This is a genomic window from Bradyrhizobium sp. IC4059, from assembly GCF_020193615.1.
GTDB classification, from domain to species: domain Bacteria; phylum Pseudomonadota; class Alphaproteobacteria; order Rhizobiales; family Xanthobacteraceae; genus Bradyrhizobium; species Bradyrhizobium yuanmingense.
In genome coordinates this window covers 472,434-493,136 of the sequence record NZ_JADYVH010000002.1, presented here as the reverse complement: position 1 = coordinate 493,136, position 20,703 = coordinate 472,434, and the positions used below count along the sequence as shown (strand labels likewise).

Sequence of the window (20,703 nt, the reverse complement as noted above, 5' to 3'; positions counted from 1 at the left end):
GCAAGCGCTCAGCAGCGATGCACAAAGCCGCACATGACAGGACCGCGGATCGCAGAATCGGGCTGGGCAGCTCTCACGCCGCGCCGTCGTCGTCCACTTCGTCGGTGGCGGAAACGGCTTCCCTCACCTCCATCAGCGCCATCGAGAGCAAGTAGACCGTCGTAGGCAGCCCAAGCCTGCGCGCCTTCTCGGCGGCATGCGACAGATCGCTCGCCAGCTCCTTGAGCTCGTCTCCCCGCGACAATTCTCAACCCCATCGACCGGCCGCGGCCGCCTACACCGCAACGGCGCCGCTGGTTCTGATCAGTTCGGCGCTGGACTGGACTGTAGCAAAATTCGCAATGACATCCACTACCGCATGCCGGTAGGCCGCGGCATCGTCCGTGCCCGGCTGCCGGCAAGCCACCGCGTCGGTGATCACATGGTAGCGATGACTGCGGTGAAACCCCTCGACGGCAGTGGCCAGGATGGTCTCGTCCAGGGAAAAGCCGATCAGGATGCAGCGTGTGGTGCGGATAGCGGACATGTGGCCGCCAAACCGCGACGAGCTGTAGGCGGAGGGCAGCGGGTGCTCGAACGTCATCTCGCCCGGTTGTGGCCTGGTCTCCGCGATCCAATCGGTCAGCCTGGATGACGGATTGAACCAGGCCGCCTGCGCGATGCGCTTCAGATGCATCACCGGCCATAGATTGCTGCGCCACAGCGTCAGGAGTTCCAGGCAGCGCGCCGCCGTCGCATCGCCGTCGCGGATAACGTGACGGCGGCCGGGAGTCAGGTACTCGACCTGAAGATCCGCACAGACCAGGATCGGCGGATCATCGTGCATTGAAACCAGCATCGAGTTGCGCGCAGCTGCACCTGTTTCAGCGGTCGGCGAGCGCGAGGTCCCGCAGCGGCGAGGTCACCGTCCGCCCGGCCGAGGCATCGAGCACGCCAGGACGGTCCCAATCGCCCTCGGGACGAATAATCACATAGGGATCGCTATCCAGCGTGATGGCGTCCGGGCCCGGCTCGATCTCCAGCAGCATCTCCGTGTAGGAGAAATCCGAGAACGTGATCTTGCGGTTGTGACCGAGCGGCTTGGCGCCGAAATGGGCCCAGAAATCGACCAGCCGGTCCTGCGCCTGGCCGTAGATCTTGCGAAAGCCCTTGCGCTTCACATAATCGACACTGGCCTGCACCAGCTTGAACGAGACGCGCGAGCGCCGATATTGGTGACGCACCGCAAGCCGCTCCACCTTGGCGAAATCGCCGAAGAAGCGCACCCGCAGGCAGCCCGCAGGCTCGTTGCCGACGAAGCCGATGAAATGCGCCGCGACCATGTCGTTGCCGTCGAACTCCTCCTCGAACGGACAATCCTGCTCGGCGAGGTAGACCGCCGAGCGGATGGCGGTCACCAGCATGAGATCGCTTGGGTCGCGCGCGAGGCGGATGGTGATGGCGCGGGAACAGGGCTTGGCGACTGGAATCCTAGTACCGTGCATCTGCAAAGCTCCTTGATTGGATGATCGCTCCCGGCATGCGCATCGGCTGTCGATGCCAGGGCCGCTCGTAGCACCAAAGGTCGGGTTGGAAGCTCGGGACGGGCGCAAAGCCTGTCGCCTTCATGATGTCGCGTCCGGCCACCGTTGACGGCTGCGCATAGCAATCCGCATCGCGAAACCTTATCTGCCGCAGATGAGCCGCGGCCTTACCGAGACCGGCGATGCCGCGGCCCGTCGCCGCGATCGCCCAGATGTAGATGGCAGCGACGTCTTCGTCTGCCGATGCGAGATAACGCGTCTCGGGCGCGGTGAGGCAAATCTCGTCGAGCAGCAGCGCGTCATGTCCGCGGTCATTGAGAAACAGGAAGGCCATGCCGCCGACGAGCTTGCCTTTGCGGCTGAATGTCAGGATGCTCTGGGGATCGAACACGTAATATTTGGCAAGCTCCGCCGTCCCGATCTGCACGCCCGGCACCAGCCGGTGCGCCATCTCCGAAAGCGCTCCAATTTCGGAAAATTGCGCACAGCGGACGTCGACGTCCGGGCTCAGCGGCAAGGCATCGAAATCATGCCTTGCGGCAAACGTGCCCCTTTCCATACTCATGTCGCGCCTCTATCGTTCGAGGCTTTCATGCCCCGCTACGACGAGCTTAGCGGTTGGGGATCAGGAGTATGCAGCAGTTATTGCACCGGGGTGCTGCGATGATGCAGCACCGTGAAGAAGCCCTGGGCGCGTCCTGGGATGATTTGAAGCTGTTTTTAGCGTGCGCAAAATTTAAAAGTTTTCGGAATGCCGCCGAAGAGCTCGGCCTCACCTCCACCACGCTGATGCGCCGCATCGACCGGCTCGAGGAGAGCATTGGGTGCAAGCTGTTCCTGCGCGACCAGAGCGGGCTGACGCTCAGCGATGAAGGCGCCGCGATGATCGCCGACGTCACGCATATGGAGCGTCATGCCTTCAACGTCTTCCGCCGCGCGGCGCGGTCCTCGAACGACACCTCGGGCACCGTTCGCGTCGCGGTGACGGAAGGCCCCGGCAATTTCTGGATCCTGCCGCGGCTGATCGACTTCCAGAAGACGTACCGCAAGATCACGGTCGATCTGCGCTGCGCGATGGAGCAGGCCGACGTCGCGCGGCTCGAATCCGATATCGCGATCCAGCTCGAGCCGCCGACCAATCCCGATCTGATCGTCGCCAAGCTCGGCCGCCTCCACATCTATCCCTTCGTCTCCAAGGAGTATGAAAGCCTCTACGGCGTGCCGGCAACGCTCGCCGAACTGAACAATCACCGCATCATCAAGCAGAGCGCGCCGCAGGTCGACGACGGCGCCTATGCCCGCGTGCTCGGGCTGAAGTCGCTCGAAGGCATCGTCGGGATCAAGACCAATTCGTCGGTGGGCGTGCTCTACGCGGTGGAGCGCGGCGCCGGCATCGGCTTCCTGCCGACGGTATCGATCGCGCTCGGTGCGCCGCTCGTTGCGGTCGATCTCGGCGTCAGCCATCACGCCGATCTCTGGCTCACCTATCACAAGGAGTTCCGCAGCTCCGAGCGGCACAAGATCGTGGTCGACTGGCTGAAGAAGATCTTCGATGCCAGGACCTATCCCTGCTTCCGCGACGAGTTCATCCATCCGAACGCGCTGGTGCCGATGATGACGGCGGCGCGCGAGGGCTTCGGCCTGGCGGGATACGTGGCGACGGCGCCGACTTAACGCAGGCGAGCGTCAGCTCACCATTTGTATTCGAAGCCGAGCGTGCCCTGGTGCGAGGTGAGCTCGTTGCGAAATTTGCCGTCGTAATTGACGTAGAGCCTCGCCACGTTGGTCAGGCTGAGCGAAGCCGAGGCGCCGGCATCCGCGCCGTAACGGCTCTCGCCGATGCCGGGGACGATGACGTTCTGGGCGCCCAGACTGACCTGGATGGATCCGAGGTCCTGGTGGAAATTGTCGACGAACTTGCCGTAGGCCGAGAGGTCCAGGATCTTCTGGTCGATGATGAAATAGCGGCCGACCTCGGCCCCGAGCATGATGCGCGCGCGCGAGAGCGCCGACGAGCCGACGTTGAGCGGATCGAGCCCGCCGGTCTCCTGGAACGCGGCGCTGGTGGCACGCACATATTCCAGCGCGCCCTTGGGCACGATGCGCATCTCGTCCTTGGTCCAGTAATAGCTGATCTCGGTCAGCGCGCCGTCCACGGCGGCGCGATAGCGCGCGGTCGCAAGGCCAAGGCCGGTATCGCGGCTGGAATGGACCTTGCCGAAGCCGTGCACCACGGCAAAGGCCCAGGTCCACGGGCCCTTGTCGATTGAGCCGCTGAAGCCGAGCTGGGTCAGATCGAGGGTTGCCGATTGCAGCGCCAGCGGCACGTCGATGTCGGTGTGGCTGTGGTCGACGGAGAATCCGATGTTGACGCCGGGTGCGAGCCGCGCGCCAAAGCCGGCAACGCCGCCGAAGGTCTTGCGCTTGTCGCCGACGAAGTCGCCTTGCGCTTCGGTGCGGACCGAAAGGCCATAGCCCTCGAACCAGGTGCGGTAGCGCGGATCTTCCGCAGCCACCGAGGCGCCGCCGCCGCCCGGATTGGTGCGGAACGCCCGGTTGACGCCGCCGGAGGCCTGATTGCCGAGCCGCTCCAGAAAGCCTGAGCCGAAATTGAGCATGCTGTTGCCGGCTGACTGATTTTGATTGGTCGAGGTCGGCGACGGAATCGGGGTCGGTGACGGCGTGGGTGTCGGCGTGGGCGTCGGGGTCGGTGTGGGCGTGCTTTGCGCGAAGCCGGGGCTCACGGCCGCCATCGTCACGACCAGCGCAAACGCCATCGCGAGCGCAGCCACGATCCGCCGGACGCGGTCCAGCCCGATCGTCTGCCGTCTCCCGGAGAGCTGCGCGGCGCAGCGCATGACGATGAATCCCGAAAGCGAAGTGGCGGCGCGCAAAAATGCAACACGGTCTGCGGCGCTTGCGGCGATTTGGGCCGAACTGCCACGAGGGGTCAACCGGTTGGCGCATAACGGCCGAGGCTATTGCACCGATTGTGGTTCTGCTGCCACAGGTCGCAAATTGCGCTTGAAGGCACCTGGCTTGCTCTTGAAATCCGCGCGCGGCTTGCTAGCCGGCGAATTTCATGTTGCAATAACGTTCACAATCGGAATTGGCCGTTTGCTGTGCGTTTCGCGACATTGCGCCTCAAGACTCGAACAGACTTCCGGGAGCCCGTTTGTGGCGTGGCACGCGAAAAAGCGGCCGCGTCGTTTTTATATCTAGTGGAGGAGACGAGCGATGCCGCAAAAGGGCACCGTCAAATGGTTCAACCCGACAAAGGGCTATGGGTTCATCAAGCCGAATGGCAGCGACAAGGACGTGTTCGTCCACATCTCCGCCGTCGAGCGTGCCGGACTCTCTACCCTCAACGAGAACCAGGTGGTTGAATTCGACCTCGTGGAGAACCGCGGCAAATCATCCGCGGAGAACCTCAAGGTTTCCTGATGTCTCTCGCGGCATGCGAGCGATCATGACGTTGCCCCCGGCTCTGCCGGGGGATTTTGTTTGTGGCGGACAGATGGCTCAGCAGTCCGACTACTATTCGGTCGCCAATGACACAAAATGGCGCGAACTGCGCGTGGCCGTGCTCGAGCTAGCTCCGTCCGAACAACCCCGATTTCGCTGCAAGAACCTGGAAACGGGATACCTGAGCCAGTGGGATGGCGAATGGCACTATCACTGGACGATCGGCGGGGGGGATTGGATGGAATGGGCTGAACTATCTGTCGAGACGGCGGCTCAGCGCGAGCGTGTCCGCACAATCCTGAAACGCATCCGGTTTGCCGGAGAGGAAACGGCTGAGGGGTTTCGCATCTACGGATACATCCGCAATGGCGAGACTGCAGATTTTGTCGAATAAGCCAGACCGCGTTTCAGCGCACCACCGGCGCAATCAGAAAATTCTCCGACGCTGCGCTTCCCGCCGTCTTGCAGACATCGCCCTCGATACGGACCTTGCCGGTCGCGAGCAGCCGCAGCGCCTCGGGATAGATGTGGTGCTCGACCTCGAGGATGCGCTCCGACAGCGTCTCCGCGGTGTCGTGGTCGCTGACGGGAACCGCGCCCTGCATCACGATCGGGCCGGCATCGGTCTCGGGAATGACGAAGTGCACCGTCGCGCCGGAGAGCTTGACGCCGGCGCGCAGGGCCTGGCCGTGCGGGTCGAGGCCGGGGAACGATGGCAGCAGCGAGGGATGGATGTTGAGCATCCGCCCGTACCAGGCCTTGGTGAACTCGGCCGTGAACAGGCGCATGAAGCCGCCGAGACAAATCAGCTCGATGCCGTGCTTGTCGAGCGCGGCCTGCAGCACCGTCTCGAAGCCGGCGCGGTCCTTGCCGAACGGCTTGCTTTCGATCACCTCGGTGGTCACGCCGCTCGCCCGGGCGCGTTCGAGGCCGGGCGCATCGGCCTTGTTCGAGATGACGAGCGAGATCTCCGCCGGGAAATCCGCGGCGGCGGCTGCCCTGATCAGCGCAGCCATGTTGGAGCCGCGCCCGGAAATCAGGATGGCGACGCGGCGCTTCATCACGGCGCCAGTCATTATAGCGCCATGTCGAGGTGGCCGTTATAGACGACGCGGTGCTCGCCCTCGGCCGGAATCACGGTGCCGAGCTGCGCCACGGTCTCGCCTGCGTCGGTGAAGACTTCGACGACCTTGTCGACCTTGTCGGGCTCGACGATCGCGATCATGCCGATGCCGCAATTGAAGGTGCGCAGCATTTCCAGCTCGGCGATGCCGGCTTGGGCCGCCAGCCATTTGAACACCGGCAGCACCGGCAGGCGTGCCAGGTCGATGCCGACACCGAGATGCTTCGGCAGCACGCGCGGGATGTTGTCGGTGAAGCCGCCGCCGGTGATGTGGGCGAGCCCCTTCACCGCCCCGGTCTCGCGGATCGCGCGCAGGCAGGATTTCACGTACAGCCTGGTCGGCGTCAGCAGCGCGCCGCCGAGCGTCATCACCGGCGCGAACGGCGCCTGCGCCTCGAAGCCGAGGCCCGACTGCTCGACGATCTTGCGGACCAGCGAGAAGCCGTTGGAATGCACGCCGGACGAAGCGAGACCGATCACGGCATCGCCCGCGGCGATGTCCTTGCGCGGCAACAACGTACCGCGCTCGGCGGCGCCGACGGCAAAGCCGCCGAGATCGTAGTCGCCGTCCTTGTAGAGGCCGGGCATTTCGGCAGTCTCCCCGCCGATCAAAGCGCAGCCGGATTCGCGGCATCCCTCCGCAACGCCCGCGACGATGGCGGCCGTGGCCTCCGGATCGAGCTTGCCGCAGGCGAAATAGTCCAGGAAAAACAGTGGCTCGGCGCCCTGGACCACGAGGTCGTTGACGCTCATGGCGACGAGGTCGATGCCGATGCCGCCATGCAGGCCGGTCTCGATCGCGATCTTGACCTTGGTGCCGACACCGTCGGTCGCGGCCACGAGGACCGGATCCTTGAAGCCGGCCGCCTTGAGGTCGAACAAGCCGCCGAAACCGCCGATCTCGGCATCGGCGCCCGGCCGCGCGGTGGCGCGCACCATCGGCTTGATCAGGTCGACCAGGCGGTTGCCCGCGTCGATATCGACGCCTGAATCGGCGTAAGTGAGGCCGTTTTTGCGGTCGGTCATGCCCGATTTCCAGTGGGTTTGCGGCTGGTTACGTTGAATTCCGGGGACGCGCAATGGCTCGCATGGCGCTCCCCGCTATACTATGTAGACATATCAACCGGTTCAGCCTGCAACGGGCCGGATTTGAGGTCAGAACCGGTGCCGGGAAGCGCTTTCGTGAGTATTCCGAATATCATTACCTTGGGCCGCATCATGCTGGTCCCGATCATCGTCTGGGCCATCGTGTCGAGCCAAATGGAGGTGGCGTTCGCCGTCTTCCTGATCGCCGGCATCAGCGATGCCGTGGACGGCTTTTTGGCCAAGCGCTTCAACATGACGAGCGAGCTCGGCGCCCTGCTCGATCCGCTCGCCGACAAGGCGCTGCTGGTCTCGATCTACATGGCGCTCGGCATCTGGGGCGCGATCCCGCGCTGGATCGTGATCCTGGTGGTCTCGCGCGACATCATGATTGTCGCCGCCGTGATCGTGTCCTGGTTGTTCGACCGGCCGGTCGAGATGAAGCCGTCGAAAGTCTCCAAGCTCAACACGGTGGCACAAGTGGCATTCGCAGCTTTGGTGCTGGCGGCGCTTGCCTTCGGCTTCAAGCCCGCGCCTTATGATATCATCCTGATGGGTCTCGTCACGATCTTCACGCTCTCCTCCGTGTCGCTCTATCTCGTCGAGTGGCTGCGGCACATGAGCACGATCGAGGCCAAATGAGCGGGGAAGCAGCCCAGCAAAAGGCCAAGTCCCGCACCATCAAGTCGAATCTCTACAAGCGGGCCGGCGCGCCGGCATGGAGCAGAGCAAGCGTGGCAGGCCGCGTTCATCCCCGACAATTGGCGTTTGCGCTTCCGCATGCGGAGAGCCTCAGCCGGGACAACTTCCTCGAAGGCCCCGCCAATGCGGCCGGTCTAGGCCTCATCGACGGCTGGCCGGAATGGCCGAACCGGATCATGTGGCTGGCGGGCCCGGAAGGAAGCGGCAAGAGCCATCTCGCCGCGATCTGGGCCGAGGAAGCCGGCGCCCGCTCGACCACCGCCAATGCGCTGACCGCGACGGACGTGCCCGGCGCGCTCGCCACCGGCGCGCTGGTGGTCGAGGATCTCAAGGCTGGGGACTTCGACGAGCGTGCCCTGTTTCACCTGATGAACCTCGCCCGCGAGGACGGCGCGTACGTCCTGTTCACCGGCCGCGAGGCGCCGGCCGCGCTTCCGATCGAGCTTCGCGACCTGCGCTCGCGCCTGCGGGCCGTTCCGGCGGTCACGCTGCTGCCTCCCGACGACCAGCTGTTCCGCGGCCTCATCGTCAAGTTCTGCGCCGACCGCCAGCTCAATGTGGACGAGAGCGTGGTCGGCTACCTCGCGACGCGCCTGGAGCGGTCCTCGGCTGCCGCCCGGCGGGCCGTCGAGCTGCTCGACAGCGAAGCCCTGCGGCTCGGCCGTCCCGTCACCCGGGCGCTGGCCGCCGAGCTGCTCCGGGACGCCTGACAAGCTCGCGGGCCCGCTTGACGCGGCGCGGGGGCGGAACATCAATGTCATCGAAACGTCATCGCTCTAACACATGCTCCCGCCGATTTTTGCGCTTGAGTCGCAATTGGGGTGAACTGGATGGACCGACTTCTGATGGACTCTGCGCAAGCTGTTGAAACGAAAGAGAAAGCCCCGGAAACCGAGAGCCTTCCGGCGATCGCGTCCAGTCCCGAGCGGTTCATCAACCGCGAGCTGTCCTGGCTGCATTTCAACCGCCGCGTCCTGGAGGAATCGGTCAACCCGAGCCACCCCGTGCTGGAGCGGGTGCGATTCCTGTCGATTTCGGCCAATAACCTCGACGAGTTCTTCATGGTTCGCGTCGCCGGCATCAAGGCCCAAGTCCGCGAGGGCATCGCCGAGCGCAGCCCCGACGGCCTGACGCCGTCCGAACAGCTCGCGCTGATCAACCGCACCGTCTCCCAGCTCGCCTCCGACCAGCAGGCGATCTGGCGCGACCTGCGCGCCACGTTGGCCGAGGTCGGCATCGTGCTGGTCGACGGCAAGGACGTCACAAAGGCGGAACGAACCTGGATCGAGGACTACTTCCTCCACAACGTGTTCCCTCTCCTGACCCCGCTGGCGATCGATCCGGCCCACCCCTTCCCGTTCATTCCGAGCCTCGGCTTCACCATCGCACTGCAGCTCACGCGCGCCGCTGACGGCAAGCAGATGAACGCGCTGATCCGCATGCCCGGCAAGATCGACCGCTTCATCCGCCTGCCGGCGGATGGCACGGTGCGCCTGATCTCGCTGGAGCAGGCCACCGCCCTGTTCATCAACCGCCTGTTCCCCGGCTACAATCTGCACGGCCAAGGCGCCTTCCGGATCATCCGCGACTCCGAGCTCGAAATCGAGGAGGAGGCCGAAGATCTCGTCCGCCTGTTCGAGACCGCACTGAAGCGCCGCCGCCGCGGATCGGTGATCCGGCTCGAGATCGACGCCAAGATGCCGGAGCAGCTGCGCAGCTTCGTGCAGCACGCGCTCTCCGCCGCCGACGACGAGATCTTCCTGGTCGACGGCGTGCAGGCGATGAACGAGCTCTCGCAGCTCACCCGCCTCGACCGGCCCGACCTCGAATTCACCCCTTACGTGCCGCGCCACCCCGAACGCGTGCGCGAGCATGGCGGCGACATCTTCGCCGCGATCCGGCAGAAGGACCTGATCGTCCACCATCCCTACGAGTCGTTCGACGTGGTGGTGCAATTCCTGCAGCAGGCCACGCGCGACCCCGACGTCGTTGCGATCAAGCAGACGCTCTACCGCACCTCTAACAATTCACCGATCGTGCGCGCGCTGGCCGAAGCGGCCGAGGCCGGCAAATCAGTCACCGCGCTGATCGAGCTGAAAGCGCGGTTCGACGAAGAAGCCAACATCCGCTGGGCACGCGATCTCGAACGCGCCGGCGTGCAGGTCGTCTACGGCTTCCTCGAATTGAAGACGCACGCGAAGCTCTCGATGGTGGTGCGCCGCGAGGGCGGCAGCCTGACGACCTACGTCCATACCGGCACCGGCAATTATCACCCGGTCACCGCGCGCATCTACACCGATCTCTCCTACTTCACCTCGGACCCGACGATCGGCCGCGATGCCGCGCGCGTGTTCAATTTCATCACCGGCTATGCCGCGCCGAGCGATCTGGAAAAGATGGCGGTGTCGCCGCTGACCTTGCGCAAGCGCATCATCGAGCACATCCAGGGCGAGACCGCACATGCGCGGCATGGCCGTCCCGGCGCGGTCTGGATGAAGATGAACGCGCTGGTCGATCCCGATATCATCGACGCGCTCTACGAGGCCTCGCAGGCCGGTGTCCAGGTCGAGCTCGTGGTGCGCGGCATCTGCTGCCTCAGGCCCGGCATTCCCGGTCTGTCGGAGAACATCCGCGTCAAGTCGATCATCGGCCGCTTCCTGGAACATGGCCGAATCTACTGCTTCGGCATGGGCCAGGGACTGCCGAGCGCGAAAGCGGCTGTGTATATCTCGTCCGCCGACATGATGCCGCGCAACCTTGACCGCCGCGTCGAGGTGCTGTGTCCGCTGCAAAATCCGACGGTGCATCAGCAGGTTCTCGAGCAGATCATGGTCGCGAACCTGAAGGACAATGAGCAGAGCTGGCAGTTGTTGCCGGATGGGTCTTCAACGCGTATGAAGACCGCGAAGGGCGAGGAGCCTTTCAACGTCCACAACTACTTCATGACGAATCCGAGTCTGTCTGGCCGTGGAAAGTCGCTCAAGGAATCCTCGCCGCGTCGTCTCACGCGCCGGAACGAACGTCATCAATCCTGATCGGGGGTTTGCGACGTGAAGCGGCCGCGCAAGCGCGGCTCGAGCGTCGCGGTTATCGACATAGGCTCCAACTCGGTCCGCCTCGTCGTCTACGAGGCGCTGGCGCGCAGCCTGATCCCGATCTTCAACGAGAAGACGCTGTGCGGCCTCGGGCGCGAGGTGCAGAGCACGGGCCTGCTCGCGCCCGACGCCATCGACAAGGCGCTGACCTCGCTGAAACGGTTTCGCGCGCTGTGCCGGGTGATGAAGGTCGGACGCGTGTTCGCGATCGCGACCGCCGCATGCCGCGACGCCTCCAACGGCCCCGATTTCATCGCCAGGGCCGAGCGGATCTGCGCGGTGAAGATCGAGATCCTGTCGGGCTCGCGCGAAGCACGACTGTCCGCGCTCGGCGTGATCTCCGGCATCCACCATCCAGACGGCATCGTCGGCGACCTCGGCGGCGGCTCGCTCGAGCTGATCGACGTGCGCAGGAACGCCGTACGCAGCGGCGTGACGCTGCCGCTCGGCGGCCTCGCACTGCAGGACCTCGCCCACAAATCGCTCAAGCGCGCCGACCGCATCGTGCGCGAGGAGATCGACGGGGTCCAGTTACTCACTGCCGGCCGCGGTCGCACCTTCTATGCCGTCGGCGGCACCTGGCGCGCGCTCGCGCGCATCCACATCATCCAGAGCGGCTATCCGCTCCAGGTGATGCACGGCTATTCCATTCCGGCTGCCGAGGCGCTCGACTTCTCGCGCCGCCTGCGGCGCCTCGCCGCCGCCGACATGCTTGCCGACATCGAGATCGTCGCCGATGCGCGGCGCCCTCTCCTCACCTATGCGGCGCTGGTGCTCGAGCACATCATCCGCGTCGCGAAGCCAAAGAACATCGTGTTCTCCACCTTCGGCGTGCGCGAGGGCCTGCTGCACGAGAAGCTGCCCGAGACCGAACGCAACAAGGACGGGCTGATCTGCGCGGCGGAGGAGCTGAACCAGCTGCTGTCGCGTTCGGCCAGGCACGCGCGCGAGCTGATTGCCTGGACCGACCGCTTGGTGCGCGTCGTCAAGCTGCGCGAGACGGAAGTGGACCGCCGCCTCCGCCACACCGCGTGCCTGCTCTCCGACATCGGCTGGCGCGTGCATCCCGATCATCGCGGCGAGCAGACGCTCAGCCTCGTCGTCAACGGCAATTTCGGCGCGATCACCCACACCGAACGCGCCTTCGTCGGCCTGTCGGTGTTCTATCGCTATGCCGGCCTCAGCGAGGAAAACCAGCCGCCGATCACCATGCAGGAGCTGCTGACGCCGGCCCAGCTCGAACGCGCGCGCCTCCTGGGCGCTGCGTTCCGCGTCGCGCATCTGATCTCGGCCGCACGTCCCGGCGTCCTGCCAGCCACGCATTTCCGCAGCCAGGGCCGCAAATTGATGCTGGTGTTCGAGCACCGGCTCGGCGACCTCGTCGCCGACCGCGTCGGCAGCCGCTTCCGTCAGCTCGCCCGCCTGGTTGGCCGCGCCGGTTCAATCGTCAGGCGCTGACCTCTCAGCCGGGCCTCATCTTCCCGGGCCGTCTCTTGAGCCACATCATCGCGCCGCTGACGAAGAGGACTAGCGGTGCGAAGCCGGCCGCGAACACCAGCAGGCGTCCTGCGAATCCGAACGTCGCGCCATTGTGGAGCCAGAGCTGCTCGGCGAGATAGCGGTCCCCCATCGACATGGTGCCCGGCGTGCGGTCGTGCACCACAGCGCCGCTCCACGGATCGAGCCAGATCGCTCCACGCGACCGCACCGCGGGATCAGCTCCATCAGGACGGAATTGCACCCGCCAGGTGTTGCGCGTTGCGGTCGGCGGATTGAGCATGGCGACCGTCGCACCGGGCTTGACCTCTTGCGCGCGTCGCATGATCGCGTCAGGTGAGAGCACCGGCGTCCCTGCCGGAGGCGGCATTTCGACTCGCGGCGAGCGATCAGGCGTCGGCTGCGACACGAGGCCGACGATGGGCCGCACCAGGTCGGGAAAAACGATGCCGACGCCGGTGATCGAGATCAACAAGAGCACGGACAGCGCCCAAAAGCCTGCCGCACCGTGAAAGTCCAGAACAAATCGAAGCAGCGAGACGTTCTTGCGCACCGAGATCGATCGCCAAAATCGCCCCGGCTTCGGCCACCAAAGGAAGAGACCCGAGACCGCCAAGCCGAGCAGCACGAACCCGGCCACGCCGACCAGTTCCTTGCCCCAGAACTCGTAGAGCAGCAGCGTGAAATGGAGACGGTAAACCTTGAGCGCGAACGCGTTGGCGTAGTCACGCCGCCCGAGCACCTTGCCGTTGGAAGGATCGACCATGGTCGTCCACCGGTTCGGGTAGCTGCCTGGCGTGGTCTCGTGCGAATGGATCACGATCCAGACCGGCCAGGTCCGGTCTGGCGCCAGGATCGTCGCGATCGGCGCGGGATCCGCTGCTGCGGCGGCGTGCATCACCTCCGCTAACGTGACGCTCTGCTCCGGACCGGCGGGCGCATAGAGCGCCGGATTCAGGGCGACATCGATCTCCCGGTAGAAGACGATGAAGCTTCCAGTCAGGCCGATCAGCACCACGACGATGCCGCCGATCAATCCGAACCAACGGTGCACCCACAGCAGCGCGCGCTGCACGCGTCCGGGCATCATCCTGGATCGGGCGGGCGCCGAGCCGCCTCGACGTGGTGCCCTGATTGTTTGGTCCATTCAGAGCACCCGTCGTCTGCGCCCGATCCAGCTCCGCAGCCGGCCCGAGGAGGCCAAAGCTCAGAAGTCGGTCGACATCGACAAGAGCAGGGTTCGGGGCGAGCCTTGCGCTAGCGCAGAGAAGCTCGCGACGCCAGCCCAGTAGTTGGTGTCGAACACATTCTGGACCAGGGCCCGAACCGTCACTGGCCGGTTGTTGATGCGCGTGGTGTAGCGCGCGCCCAGATCGAGCCTCGTCCAGGCCGGAACAACCTGCGTGTTTGCCCCATTCAGATATTGGTGCCCGGTATAGATGGTGTTGGCGACCAATGTCAGCCCCGGTGCGAACGGGGTGTCCCATTCGGCGGACAGATTGGCCTGCACCTCGGGCACTCCGATCGGCGTCTTGCCGAGATTGGCCAGCGTGTTCGTCTTCGTCAGCTCCGCGTCGATCAACGTCACGCCGCCAAGAACGCGAATGCCCGGTTGCACTTCTCCGAACACCGTGAATTCCACGCCGCGATTGCGCTGCTCCTGATCAGCCCGGAAGACGTTGCCGGCACCCGTCTGCCCCGACGGCTTGGTGATCTCGAACAGGCTGATCGTGGTCGCGAGCGTGCCGAAATCGACCTTGACGCCTGCTTCCTTCTGCTTGCTCAGATACGGCGCAAGGACCTCGCCTTGATTCGCCGCCGTCGTCGGTGCGGTATCGCCCTTGCTGAGCCCTTCGATATAGTTGGCGTAGAGCGAAACGTTGCTCCAGGGCTTGACGACCACGCCGACCATCGGTGTGAACGCCGTCTGGTCGTAGGCCGAGCTCACGGCGCCCGTGGTGGTGTTGTAGTTGTTCGACCTAACGCCCTGCTGCCTGACGCCGATCGTCAGCTGAAGCCGCTCCTGGAGAACCGACATGGTGTCCGCCAGCGCAATGCCGGTCAGCTCGGTGTCCGACAGCCGCGGCACGGTCGCGGGAGCCGCAACGAACTGCTGGGGACGGGCGATCGGCGCATAGATGTTGGACAGCACCGGCGTGCCGTTCACCAAGCCGCGCACAACCTCGTCCATGTAGTAGCTGCCCTGCAAGCTCACGGCATGGCTGATCGCGCCGGTCTCGATCCGGGCCCGCACGCCGGCGTCGGCCACGTTCCTCTCGATGTCGAATTTCGCCCGTCCCGGCGTCGATGTGGTGTTGCCAGCCGCGTTCAGGATCGTCGGCGTCCCGAACAGACGGTCGACCTGGGTCCTGCCGCCGCCGACATTGGCGAACACCGTCACTGCGTCAGTCACGTCGTATTCGGCGCGCGCCAGAAGCGAGTTGTCGTGAACCTTGGCAAATTCCCAGGATTGCGTGACGTTGCGCCGTCCGACCGGCGCGGTCGGAACGGCGACGCCGGTTGCGACCAGGAACGGTCTCGTCGGCGCGTCGAACTTTTCCTCCTGATCGATGAAATCGAGCGAGGCCCTGAACTTCTCGCCGCGATAATCGAACGCTGCGGAGCCGACATGCGCCTCGCGGGACTGATTGTCCAACGGCGTATCGCCGTTGTGATAGCTGCCATTGACGCGAATGCCGAATTCGCGGTTCTCGCCGAACCGCCGGCTGACGTCGAGATGCGTGCCGAGCTGGGTGTTTGACGCGTAGTCAGTCGTGACCCGCGTGAGATCGACATCCCCGGCACGCTTCGGAACGATGTTGATGGTGCCGCCGACACTGCTGTTCGGCGCCATCCCGTAGAGCAGCGCGGTCGGGCCTTTGACGATCTCGATGCGCTCGACGTAATCGGTGAACACGCGGTAGTTCGGTGCAACGCCATAGACGCCGTGGAAGGCGATTTCCCCGACATTGCCTTCCCCGATCGGAAAGCCGCGGATGAAGAAGGAATCGAGAATGCCGCCGGTCTGGCCGGTGAAACGGACCGAGGGATCGTTGCTGACGACGTCGGCGACGGTGACGGCCTGTTGATCTTCGATCTTCTTCGCCGTGTAGCTTGTGATGTTGAAGGGCGTATCCATGAAATCCTTGTTGCCGAGCAAACCGACCTGGCCTCCACGTGCCACCTGCCCGCCTGCGTAAGTCCGCGGCAGTGCACCGGGCCTCGCAGCCGTCGGGGTCGCTTCCGCCTGCAATTTAGCCCGCTCGTTCGCGGGCGCGCCGCGGCCCGCCCTCCTGACTGGATTGGCTCGTGAACGCGCGCGCGGCTTCGGCGCGTCTGCGGTGACGGTCACCGCCGGCAACGTGCTTCCCCCCGCGGCCTGGGGCGCAGCGCTCTGCGCGCTGCTGCCGTGCAGGACGCCGTCGCTGCACAAGGCAATGGAGACTACGGAAACCGCGAGGGCTCTCGGGCTGGCGCACGTCAGAAGCGTCTTGATGCGAGCGGCAAGAACGGCAACAGGACGACAAAACACTTTCGACGACATCGCACCTTCCGATTTCATGAACATGAACGTCGGGGCGAGGTGCCGTGGGAACCCTCGTCGAGTCAACGAAAGCACCCTTGAATCTTAGTAGTTTATAATAAGACAAGGTCTAAATCGCGTGAGGGTTGCGAACGACCACTCTCCACGCAACGCCCGCGCGCACGCGCGCGCGACGCGAGCTCTCGCGAAGCGTGATGCGCGCCGGTCATACGAATGCAATGATGGGAGGATTCGGACGAACCCGTGGCCGGTGATCGCTCGCGTCCTGCCAACGCGGGAAGCGCCTCAGTGATGTGGACGCCTCTCATCGCTGGAGGGGCGGCCGCACCGATCACCGCTTCAACGTCACTCCGTGGAGGCCTTGGCGTGCCGTTCGGAGGATTCGAGGGCAGCCGCGGTGAGACTGCGCCGGCGCCAAATGGTGCCGACCACCAGCACGACGATGACTCCGATCACAGCACAGAAATACTCGCCACCGGCCCCGCCATGGCCGAATTGCGGGGGAACGCGAAGGGCGCCGAGCACGCCGTCCAGCGAGGCGCCGAACGGCCCCTCGAACAGCGCATGCAGCCGCGGCGTGACCCCGGGATCGGTCGCCATCACCTCGCCCGCGATCCAGCCGAGCAGCGCTGCACCGGCCCAGACCAGCACCGGGAGCTTTGTGAGCAGTGCCATGATCAGCGCGGCGCCGGCGACGATCAGCGGCACGCTGATGGTAAGGCCGAGGATCAGCAGCGGCACGCTGCCATTGGCCGCGGCAGCGACAGCAATGACGTTATCGAGACTCATGACGATGTCGGCCACCACGACGATCTGGATGGCGTGCCACAGATGCGCGGCAGCGGCGACGTCGTTCTCGTCCTCGTTCTCCGGCACCAGGAGCTTTGCCGCGATCACGATCAGCGCAAGGCCGCCGACCAGCTTGAGGTACGGCAGCTCCATCAGGGTGGCGACGATGCCGGTGAAGATGATCCGGAGCATCACCGCTGCGCCGGCGCCGAAGATCATGCCCCAGAGCCGATGCCGCGGCGACAGACCGCGGCACGCGAGCGCAATCACCAGCGCGTTGTCGCCGGAGAGCAGGATGTTGATCCAGATGATCTTGCCGACCGCGATCCAGAAAGTCGGTGCGGCCATCTCGTTGCGGAACTGGGTAAAGAAGCTCCCGATCGTAGCGGGATCGAAGATCTGCCAGAGCCAGTCCACAATGAGTCCCTTCGCCGGTCGCCTCTAGTCTGCCGACTGGATCAGCCGACGATCTCGTTACCCGAGAAGAACTGCGCGATCTCGATCGCGGCGGTCTCCGGCGCATCCGAACCGTGCACCGAGTTCTCGCCGATCGACTTGGCGTAGAGCTTGCGCACGGTGCCCTCGGCAGCCTTGGACGGATCGGTCGCGCCCATCACCTCGCGGTACTTGGCGATCGCGCCCTCGCCTTCCAGGACCTGAACCACGACCGGGCCGGAGGTCATGAATTCGACGAGCTCGCCGAAGAAGGGGCGCGCCTTGTGGACGGCATAGAAGGTCTCGGCCTGCTCCTTGGTCATGCGGATGCGCTTCTGCGCGACGATGCGCAGGCCCGCCTTCTCGATCACGGCGTTGACTGCGCCGGTCAGATTACGCTCGGTCGCGTCGGGCTTGATGATCGAGAAAGTGCGTTCGATGGCCATGATCTTGTCCTTGGGGAGAAAGCGGTGGTTCGGGGTTGCGGGGCTTATATCGGCGCCTTCGCCGGACGGCAAGCGACCGCGGAACAGCCTCATAGGCGGTTTCCGCGAGGGGATGGCTCCGATCCGCTGGATGACGACAATTTCACCCAGATGAACCCAATCTGAAACCGCCGTCAGGATCCGGTTCAGCTTCCCCGGCGTAAGGTTGGGCCCATCGAAACCGAAGCCTGACCTCAGGCGGACCGTTTCGGCGGCCTTTCCATCGGCGCGATAGCCCCGCGCTGGCAGTCTTCAGGAGATAACCATGTTGAGGAAACTTTCGCTTGCCGCTGTCGCCGCGGTCGCGCTGGGAGCTGCGCTGGCGCCGACCTCTGCCTCCGCTCATTGGCAAGGCGGCGGGCATGGCGGTGGCCGGCACCACGGGCACGCGCACCATCACCATGGCCATCACCACGGCCATGGCTGGGGCGGACCGCGCTTCTACGCCGGCGGTCCCGTCTCCTACGGTTATGGCGGCTGCTATGTGCGCCGGCTGGTCCCGACCCCCTGGGGACCCCGCTGGCGGCTGATCAACCGCTGCTACTGAATCCGTCAGCACCTTCCGAAGGCTACCTAAGCCCCCCAGGTACCTTCCAAGAGAAGCCCCGGCGCCCCCCTCGCCGGGGCTTTGCCTTGAGCGTACAAAGCGCCGCTCATACAATTTTTACGAGAATACCCGGCTTTCCCCAAAGCCAGCGAAACCATTTCGCCGGCAATGACTTGGTACCGTGTCTTTACTTCGAGAACACGGAACCTTGCGATGGCTGGGCTTTTTGCCAATGACAGCGAACAGATCGACCGGCGCACCAGCCGCTCGATTTGCGATGCCGTGGGCGAACGGCTGCAGCAGAGCCTCCGGCCCGAGCCGCGCCTTCCAACCCATCTCGAGCAGCTCCTGAACGAGCTGCAGCGGCGCGAGCGCGAGACGCACTAACGCAAAAACGAGTTGCGTTCGCCGCGCCTTGCGGTGACAAGGCCGCATGCTCGCCATCACCGACCTCTCCATCCGCCTCGCCGGACGCCTTTTGATCGACCAGAGTTCCGTGCAGATCACGCCCGGATCGCGCGTCGGCCTGGTCGGACGCAACGGCACCGGCAAGTCGACGCTGTTCAAGGTGATCCGCGGCGAGCTTGCGGCCGAGCACGGCTCGGTGACCCTGCCGCCGCGCTGGCGCATCGGCAGCCTTGCGCAGGAAGCGCCGAACGGTCCCGAAAGCCTGATCTCGGTCGTGCTCAAGGCCGACCTCGAACGCGACGCGCTGCTCAATGAAGCCGAGCACGCGACCGATCCGCACCGCATCGCCGAGATCCAGACCCGCCTCGTCGACATCGACGCGCACTCGGCGCCGAGCCGGGCGGCGGCGATCCTCTCCGGCCTCGGCTTCTCCGCCGCCGATCAGCTCCGCCCCTGCGCCGAGTTCTCCGGCGGCTGGCGCATGCGCGTCGCGCTCGCCGCAACGCTGTTCGCGGCGCCCGACCTTCTGCTGCTCGACGAGCCCACCAACTATCTCGACCTCGAAGGCACGCTGTGGCTGGAGGATCACCTTGCGCATTATCCGCGCACCGTGATCGTGATCAGCCACGACCGCGACCTCCTGGAAAGCTCGGTCGACCAGATCCTGCACCTGGAGCGCGGCAAGCTCACGCTCTACAAGGGCAGCTACTCCTCTTTCGAGGAGCAGCGCGCCGCGCGCGAGCTGCTCGACGCCAAGGCGGTCAAGCGCCAGGAGGCCGAGCGCGCTCGCCTGCAGTCCTTCGTCGATCGTTTCAAGGCCAAGGCGTCCAAGGCCCGCCAGGCACAGTCTCGCGTCAAGATGCTGGAGCGGCTGAAGCCGATCACGGCGCTGGTCACCGAGGACGTGCGCGAGATCAGCTTCCCGGCGCCGGAAAAGATTCTGTCGCCGCCGATCATCGCCGTCGACAACGCCTCGGTCGGCTACGACCCGGCGAGCCCCGTGCTCAATCGCGTCACCTTGCGCATCGACAACGACGACCGCATCGCGCTGCTGGGTGCCAACGGCAACGGCAAGTCGACGCTTGTGAAACTGCTCGCGGGACGGCTCGCGCCGTTCTCGGGCAAGGTGACGCGCGCCGACAAGCTGTCGATCGCCTATTTCGCGCAGCACCAGCTCGACGAGCTCAACGAGGACGCCTCCGCCTACGACCACGTCCGCAAGCTGATGGGCGATGCGCCCGAAGCCAAGGTGCGCGCCCGCGCCGGCGCGATCGGCTTCTCCGGCAAGGCGGCCGATACCAAGGCCGGCAAATTGTCAGGAGGCGAGAAGGCGCGCCTTCTCCTGGGCCTTGCGACCTTCTTCGGCCCCAACATGATCATCCTGGACGAGCCGACCAACCATCTCGACATCGACAGCCGCGGCGCGCTTGCAGAAGCGATCAATGAATTTCCCGGCGCGGTGATTATGGTCTCGCACGACCGCTACCTGATCGAGGCCTGCGCCGATCGGCTCTGGATAGTCGCCGATCGCACCGTGACCAATTACGACGGCGATCTCGACGAGTATCGCCGCCTGGTGCTGTCCACGCGCAACGCGGAAGCCCCGCGCGAGCGCAGTGCGCCGCCTGAGAAGCCGCAGCGGCCGAAAGCGGACAATCGCGGCTCGCTGAAGAAGCGCATCGCCGAAGCCGAGGCCGAGATCGCCCGCGTCAGCGAGATCATCGCCAAGATCGACACGGCACTCGCTTTGCCCGACATCTTTACGCGCGATCCCAAGCAGGCGGCGCAGCTGTCCAAGGCGCGTGCCAATGCCGCCGACGCGCTGGCACGCGCCGAGGAGCAATGGCTCGAGGCGAGCGCGCAGTTCGACGAGGCGGCGGGCTAACGTCTCCACCGCACTCCAACCAAACGTGCAAAACAACCCCATGCACAGTACCGGCACTATGGCACCGGCAAGCGAGCCTTTGAACAAGCTGCTTTTTGCCCGCTCGGCCTTCAAGCCCGGCG

General features: G+C 65.0%; 21 protein-coding genes. 10 read left to right on the top strand and 11 right to left on the bottom strand.

The genetic code is table 11. The features are described from left to right. Nucleotides 1-73 precede the first annotated feature (73 nt). From I6F12_RS08285 to I6F12_RS08270, 4 genes are read right to left on the bottom strand one after another with little or no spacing between them, the layout of a single operon-like run. On the bottom strand, nt 74-244 hold the full coding sequence (locus I6F12_RS08285; RefSeq protein ID WP_167361657.1) for a hypothetical protein: 171 nt from the start codon (nt 242-244) through the stop codon (nt 74-76). 30 nt (nt 245-274) lie between these two features. After that, nucleotides 275-838, bottom strand: a complete 564-nt coding sequence (locus tag I6F12_RS08280) for an isochorismatase family protein (protein WP_036000543.1) — start codon at nt 836-838, stop codon at nt 275-277. Between the two features lie 25 nt (nt 839-863). Continuing rightward, complete coding sequence (locus I6F12_RS08275) at nt 864-1,484, bottom strand: GNAT family N-acetyltransferase (protein WP_225155941.1); 621 nt, start codon at nt 1,482-1,484, stop codon at nt 864-866. Next, nucleotides 1,471-2,088 (bottom strand): hypothetical protein, encoded by a 618-nt coding sequence (locus tag I6F12_RS08270; RefSeq protein WP_036000548.1) that lies wholly within the window; start codon nt 2,086-2,088, stop codon nt 1,471-1,473. The genes I6F12_RS08275 and I6F12_RS08270 overlap by 14 nt, the downstream gene beginning before the upstream one ends. A gap of 68 nt (nt 2,089-2,156) precedes the next feature. On the opposite strand from I6F12_RS08270, the gene I6F12_RS08265 reads away from it, so the two are divergent. Further along, nucleotides 2,157-3,197, top strand: a complete 1,041-nt coding sequence (locus I6F12_RS08265; RefSeq protein ID WP_036000552.1) for a LysR family transcriptional regulator — start codon at nt 2,157-2,159, stop codon at nt 3,195-3,197. A 17-nt stretch (nt 3,198-3,214) separates the two neighbouring features. Here the strand turns inward: I6F12_RS08265 and I6F12_RS08260 are convergent, their stop codons facing one another. Next, on the bottom strand, nt 3,215-4,381 hold the full coding sequence (locus I6F12_RS08260; RefSeq protein ID WP_225155940.1) for an autotransporter outer membrane beta-barrel domain-containing protein: 1,167 nt from the start codon (nt 4,379-4,381) through the stop codon (nt 3,215-3,217). Nucleotides 4,382-4,760: 379 nt separating this feature from the next. Here I6F12_RS08260 and I6F12_RS08255 point away from each other — a divergent pair, with 379 nt between their 5' ends. Next, nucleotides 4,761-4,967: a cold-shock protein gene (locus tag I6F12_RS08255; RefSeq protein ID WP_027576280.1), complete on the top strand. Its 207-nt coding sequence runs from the start codon at nt 4,761-4,763 to the stop codon at nt 4,965-4,967. 25 nt (nt 4,968-4,992) lie between these two features. Continuing rightward, the gene (locus I6F12_RS08250; RefSeq protein ID WP_225155939.1) at nt 4,993-5,382 is read left to right on the top strand and encodes a DUF6678 family protein; all 390 of its coding nucleotides are present in this window, start codon (nt 4,993-4,995) and stop codon (nt 5,380-5,382) included. A gap of 13 nt (nt 5,383-5,395) precedes the next feature. Here I6F12_RS08250 and purN read toward each other — a convergent pair whose 3' ends face one another. Together purN and purM are read right to left on the bottom strand one after the other, a co-directional pair. Continuing rightward, nucleotides 5,396-6,049 carry a phosphoribosylglycinamide formyltransferase gene (purN, locus tag I6F12_RS08245; RefSeq protein ID WP_225156138.1) on the bottom strand — a complete coding sequence of 218 codons (654 nt, stop codon included), beginning with the start codon at nt 6,047-6,049 and terminating at the stop codon, nt 5,396-5,398. A gap of 14 nt (nt 6,050-6,063) precedes the next feature. Continuing rightward, entirely contained in the window at nt 6,064-7,137 is a 1,074-nt protein-coding gene (gene purM / locus I6F12_RS08240) for a phosphoribosylformylglycinamidine cyclo-ligase (protein ID WP_036000563.1), read from the bottom strand. Between the two features lie 156 nt (nt 7,138-7,293). Between purM and I6F12_RS08235 the strand changes: the two genes are divergently transcribed. From I6F12_RS08235 to ppx, 4 genes are all read left to right on the top strand, one after another. Further along, on the top strand, nt 7,294-7,836 hold the full coding sequence (locus I6F12_RS08235) for a CDP-alcohol phosphatidyltransferase family protein (RefSeq protein ID WP_028180509.1): 543 nt from the start codon (nt 7,294-7,296) through the stop codon (nt 7,834-7,836). 92 nt (nt 7,837-7,928) lie between these two features. Further along, on the top strand, nt 7,929-8,606 hold the full coding sequence (locus I6F12_RS08230) for a DnaA/Hda family protein (protein WP_036000575.1): 678 nt from the start codon (nt 7,929-7,931) through the stop codon (nt 8,604-8,606). A gap of 135 nt (nt 8,607-8,741) precedes the next feature. After that, on the top strand, nt 8,742-10,931 hold the full coding sequence (locus I6F12_RS08225; RefSeq protein WP_036000566.1) for an RNA degradosome polyphosphate kinase: 2,190 nt from the start codon (nt 8,742-8,744) through the stop codon (nt 10,929-10,931). A 15-nt stretch (nt 10,932-10,946) separates the two neighbouring features. After that, nucleotides 10,947-12,449, top strand: a complete 1,503-nt coding sequence (gene ppx / locus I6F12_RS08220; RefSeq protein WP_225141654.1) for an exopolyphosphatase — start codon at nt 10,947-10,949, stop codon at nt 12,447-12,449. A 4-nt stretch (nt 12,450-12,453) separates the two neighbouring features. On the opposite strand, the gene I6F12_RS08215 is transcribed toward ppx, so the two are convergent. The 4 genes from I6F12_RS08215 to ndk form a co-directional block, all read right to left on the bottom strand. Further along, nucleotides 12,454-13,578 carry a PepSY-associated TM helix domain-containing protein gene (locus I6F12_RS08215; protein WP_225155938.1) on the bottom strand — a complete coding sequence of 375 codons (1,125 nt, stop codon included), beginning with the start codon at nt 13,576-13,578 and terminating at the stop codon, nt 12,454-12,456. 117 nt (nt 13,579-13,695) lie between these two features. Further along, entirely contained in the window at nt 13,696-15,672 is a 1,977-nt protein-coding gene (locus I6F12_RS08210; protein WP_225155937.1) for a TonB-dependent siderophore receptor, read from the bottom strand. 705 nt (nt 15,673-16,377) lie between these two features. After that, nucleotides 16,378-17,238, bottom strand: coding sequence for a TerC family protein (locus I6F12_RS08205; RefSeq protein WP_225155936.1), 861 nt, complete (start codon nt 17,236-17,238; stop codon nt 16,378-16,380). Nucleotides 17,239-17,279: 41 nt separating this feature from the next. After that, on the bottom strand, nt 17,280-17,702 hold the full coding sequence (ndk, locus tag I6F12_RS08200; RefSeq protein ID WP_036000620.1) for a nucleoside-diphosphate kinase: 423 nt from the start codon (nt 17,700-17,702) through the stop codon (nt 17,280-17,282). A 304-nt stretch (nt 17,703-18,006) separates the two neighbouring features. On the opposite strand from ndk, the gene I6F12_RS08195 reads away from it, so the two are divergent. From I6F12_RS08195 to I6F12_RS08185, 3 genes are all read left to right on the top strand, one after another. Continuing rightward, entirely contained in the window at nt 18,007-18,288 is a 282-nt protein-coding gene (locus tag I6F12_RS08195; protein ID WP_074447892.1) for a sulfur globule protein precursor, read from the top strand. Nucleotides 18,289-18,501: 213 nt separating this feature from the next. Then, the gene (locus I6F12_RS08190) at nt 18,502-18,675 is read left to right on the top strand and encodes a hypothetical protein (RefSeq protein ID WP_167361656.1); all 174 of its coding nucleotides are present in this window, start codon (nt 18,502-18,504) and stop codon (nt 18,673-18,675) included. Nucleotides 18,676-18,721: 46 nt separating this feature from the next. Then, nucleotides 18,722-20,581: an ABC-F family ATP-binding cassette domain-containing protein gene (locus tag I6F12_RS08185; RefSeq protein ID WP_225150950.1), complete on the top strand. Its 1,860-nt coding sequence runs from the start codon at nt 18,722-18,724 to the stop codon at nt 20,579-20,581. Nucleotides 20,582-20,703 lie beyond the last annotated feature (122 nt).

Coding starts and splice junctions, on each gene's coding strand:
- I6F12_RS08280 (WP_036000543.1), bottom strand. CDS start 838: ATGCTGGTTTCAATGCACGATGATCCGCCGATCCTGGTCTGTGCGGAT.
- I6F12_RS08275 (WP_225155941.1), bottom strand. CDS start 1,484: ATGCACGGTACTAGGATTCCAGTCGCCAAGCCCTGTTCCCGCGCCATC.
- I6F12_RS08270 (WP_036000548.1), bottom strand. CDS start 2,088: ATGAGTATGGAAAGGGGCACGTTTGCCGCAAGGCATGATTTCGATGCC.
- I6F12_RS08265 (WP_036000552.1), top strand. CDS start 2,157: ATGCAGCAGTTATTGCACCGGGGTGCTGCGATGATGCAGCACCGTGAA.
- I6F12_RS08260 (WP_225155940.1), bottom strand. CDS start 4,381: ATGCGCTGCGCCGCGCAGCTCTCCGGGAGACGGCAGACGATCGGGCTG.
- I6F12_RS08255 (WP_027576280.1), top strand. CDS start 4,761: ATGCCGCAAAAGGGCACCGTCAAATGGTTCAACCCGACAAAGGGCTAT.
- I6F12_RS08250 (WP_225155939.1), top strand. CDS start 4,993: ATGACGTTGCCCCCGGCTCTGCCGGGGGATTTTGTTTGTGGCGGACAG.
- purN (WP_225156138.1), bottom strand. CDS start 6,049: ATGAAGCGCCGCGTCGCCATCCTGATTTCCGGGCGCGGCTCCAACATG.
- purM (WP_036000563.1), bottom strand. CDS start 7,137: ATGACCGACCGCAAAAACGGCCTCACTTACGCCGATTCAGGCGTCGAT.
- I6F12_RS08225 (WP_036000566.1), top strand. CDS start 8,742: ATGGACTCTGCGCAAGCTGTTGAAACGAAAGAGAAAGCCCCGGAAACC.
- I6F12_RS08215 (WP_225155938.1), bottom strand. CDS start 13,578: ATGATGCCCGGACGCGTGCAGCGCGCGCTGCTGTGGGTGCACCGTTGG.
- ndk (WP_036000620.1), bottom strand. CDS start 17,702: ATGGCCATCGAACGCACTTTCTCGATCATCAAGCCCGACGCGACCGAG.
- I6F12_RS08195 (WP_074447892.1), top strand. CDS start 18,007: ATGTTGAGGAAACTTTCGCTTGCCGCTGTCGCCGCGGTCGCGCTGGGA.
- I6F12_RS08190 (WP_167361656.1), top strand. CDS start 18,502: ATGGCTGGGCTTTTTGCCAATGACAGCGAACAGATCGACCGGCGCACC.
- I6F12_RS08185 (WP_225150950.1), top strand. CDS start 18,722: ATGCTCGCCATCACCGACCTCTCCATCCGCCTCGCCGGACGCCTTTTG.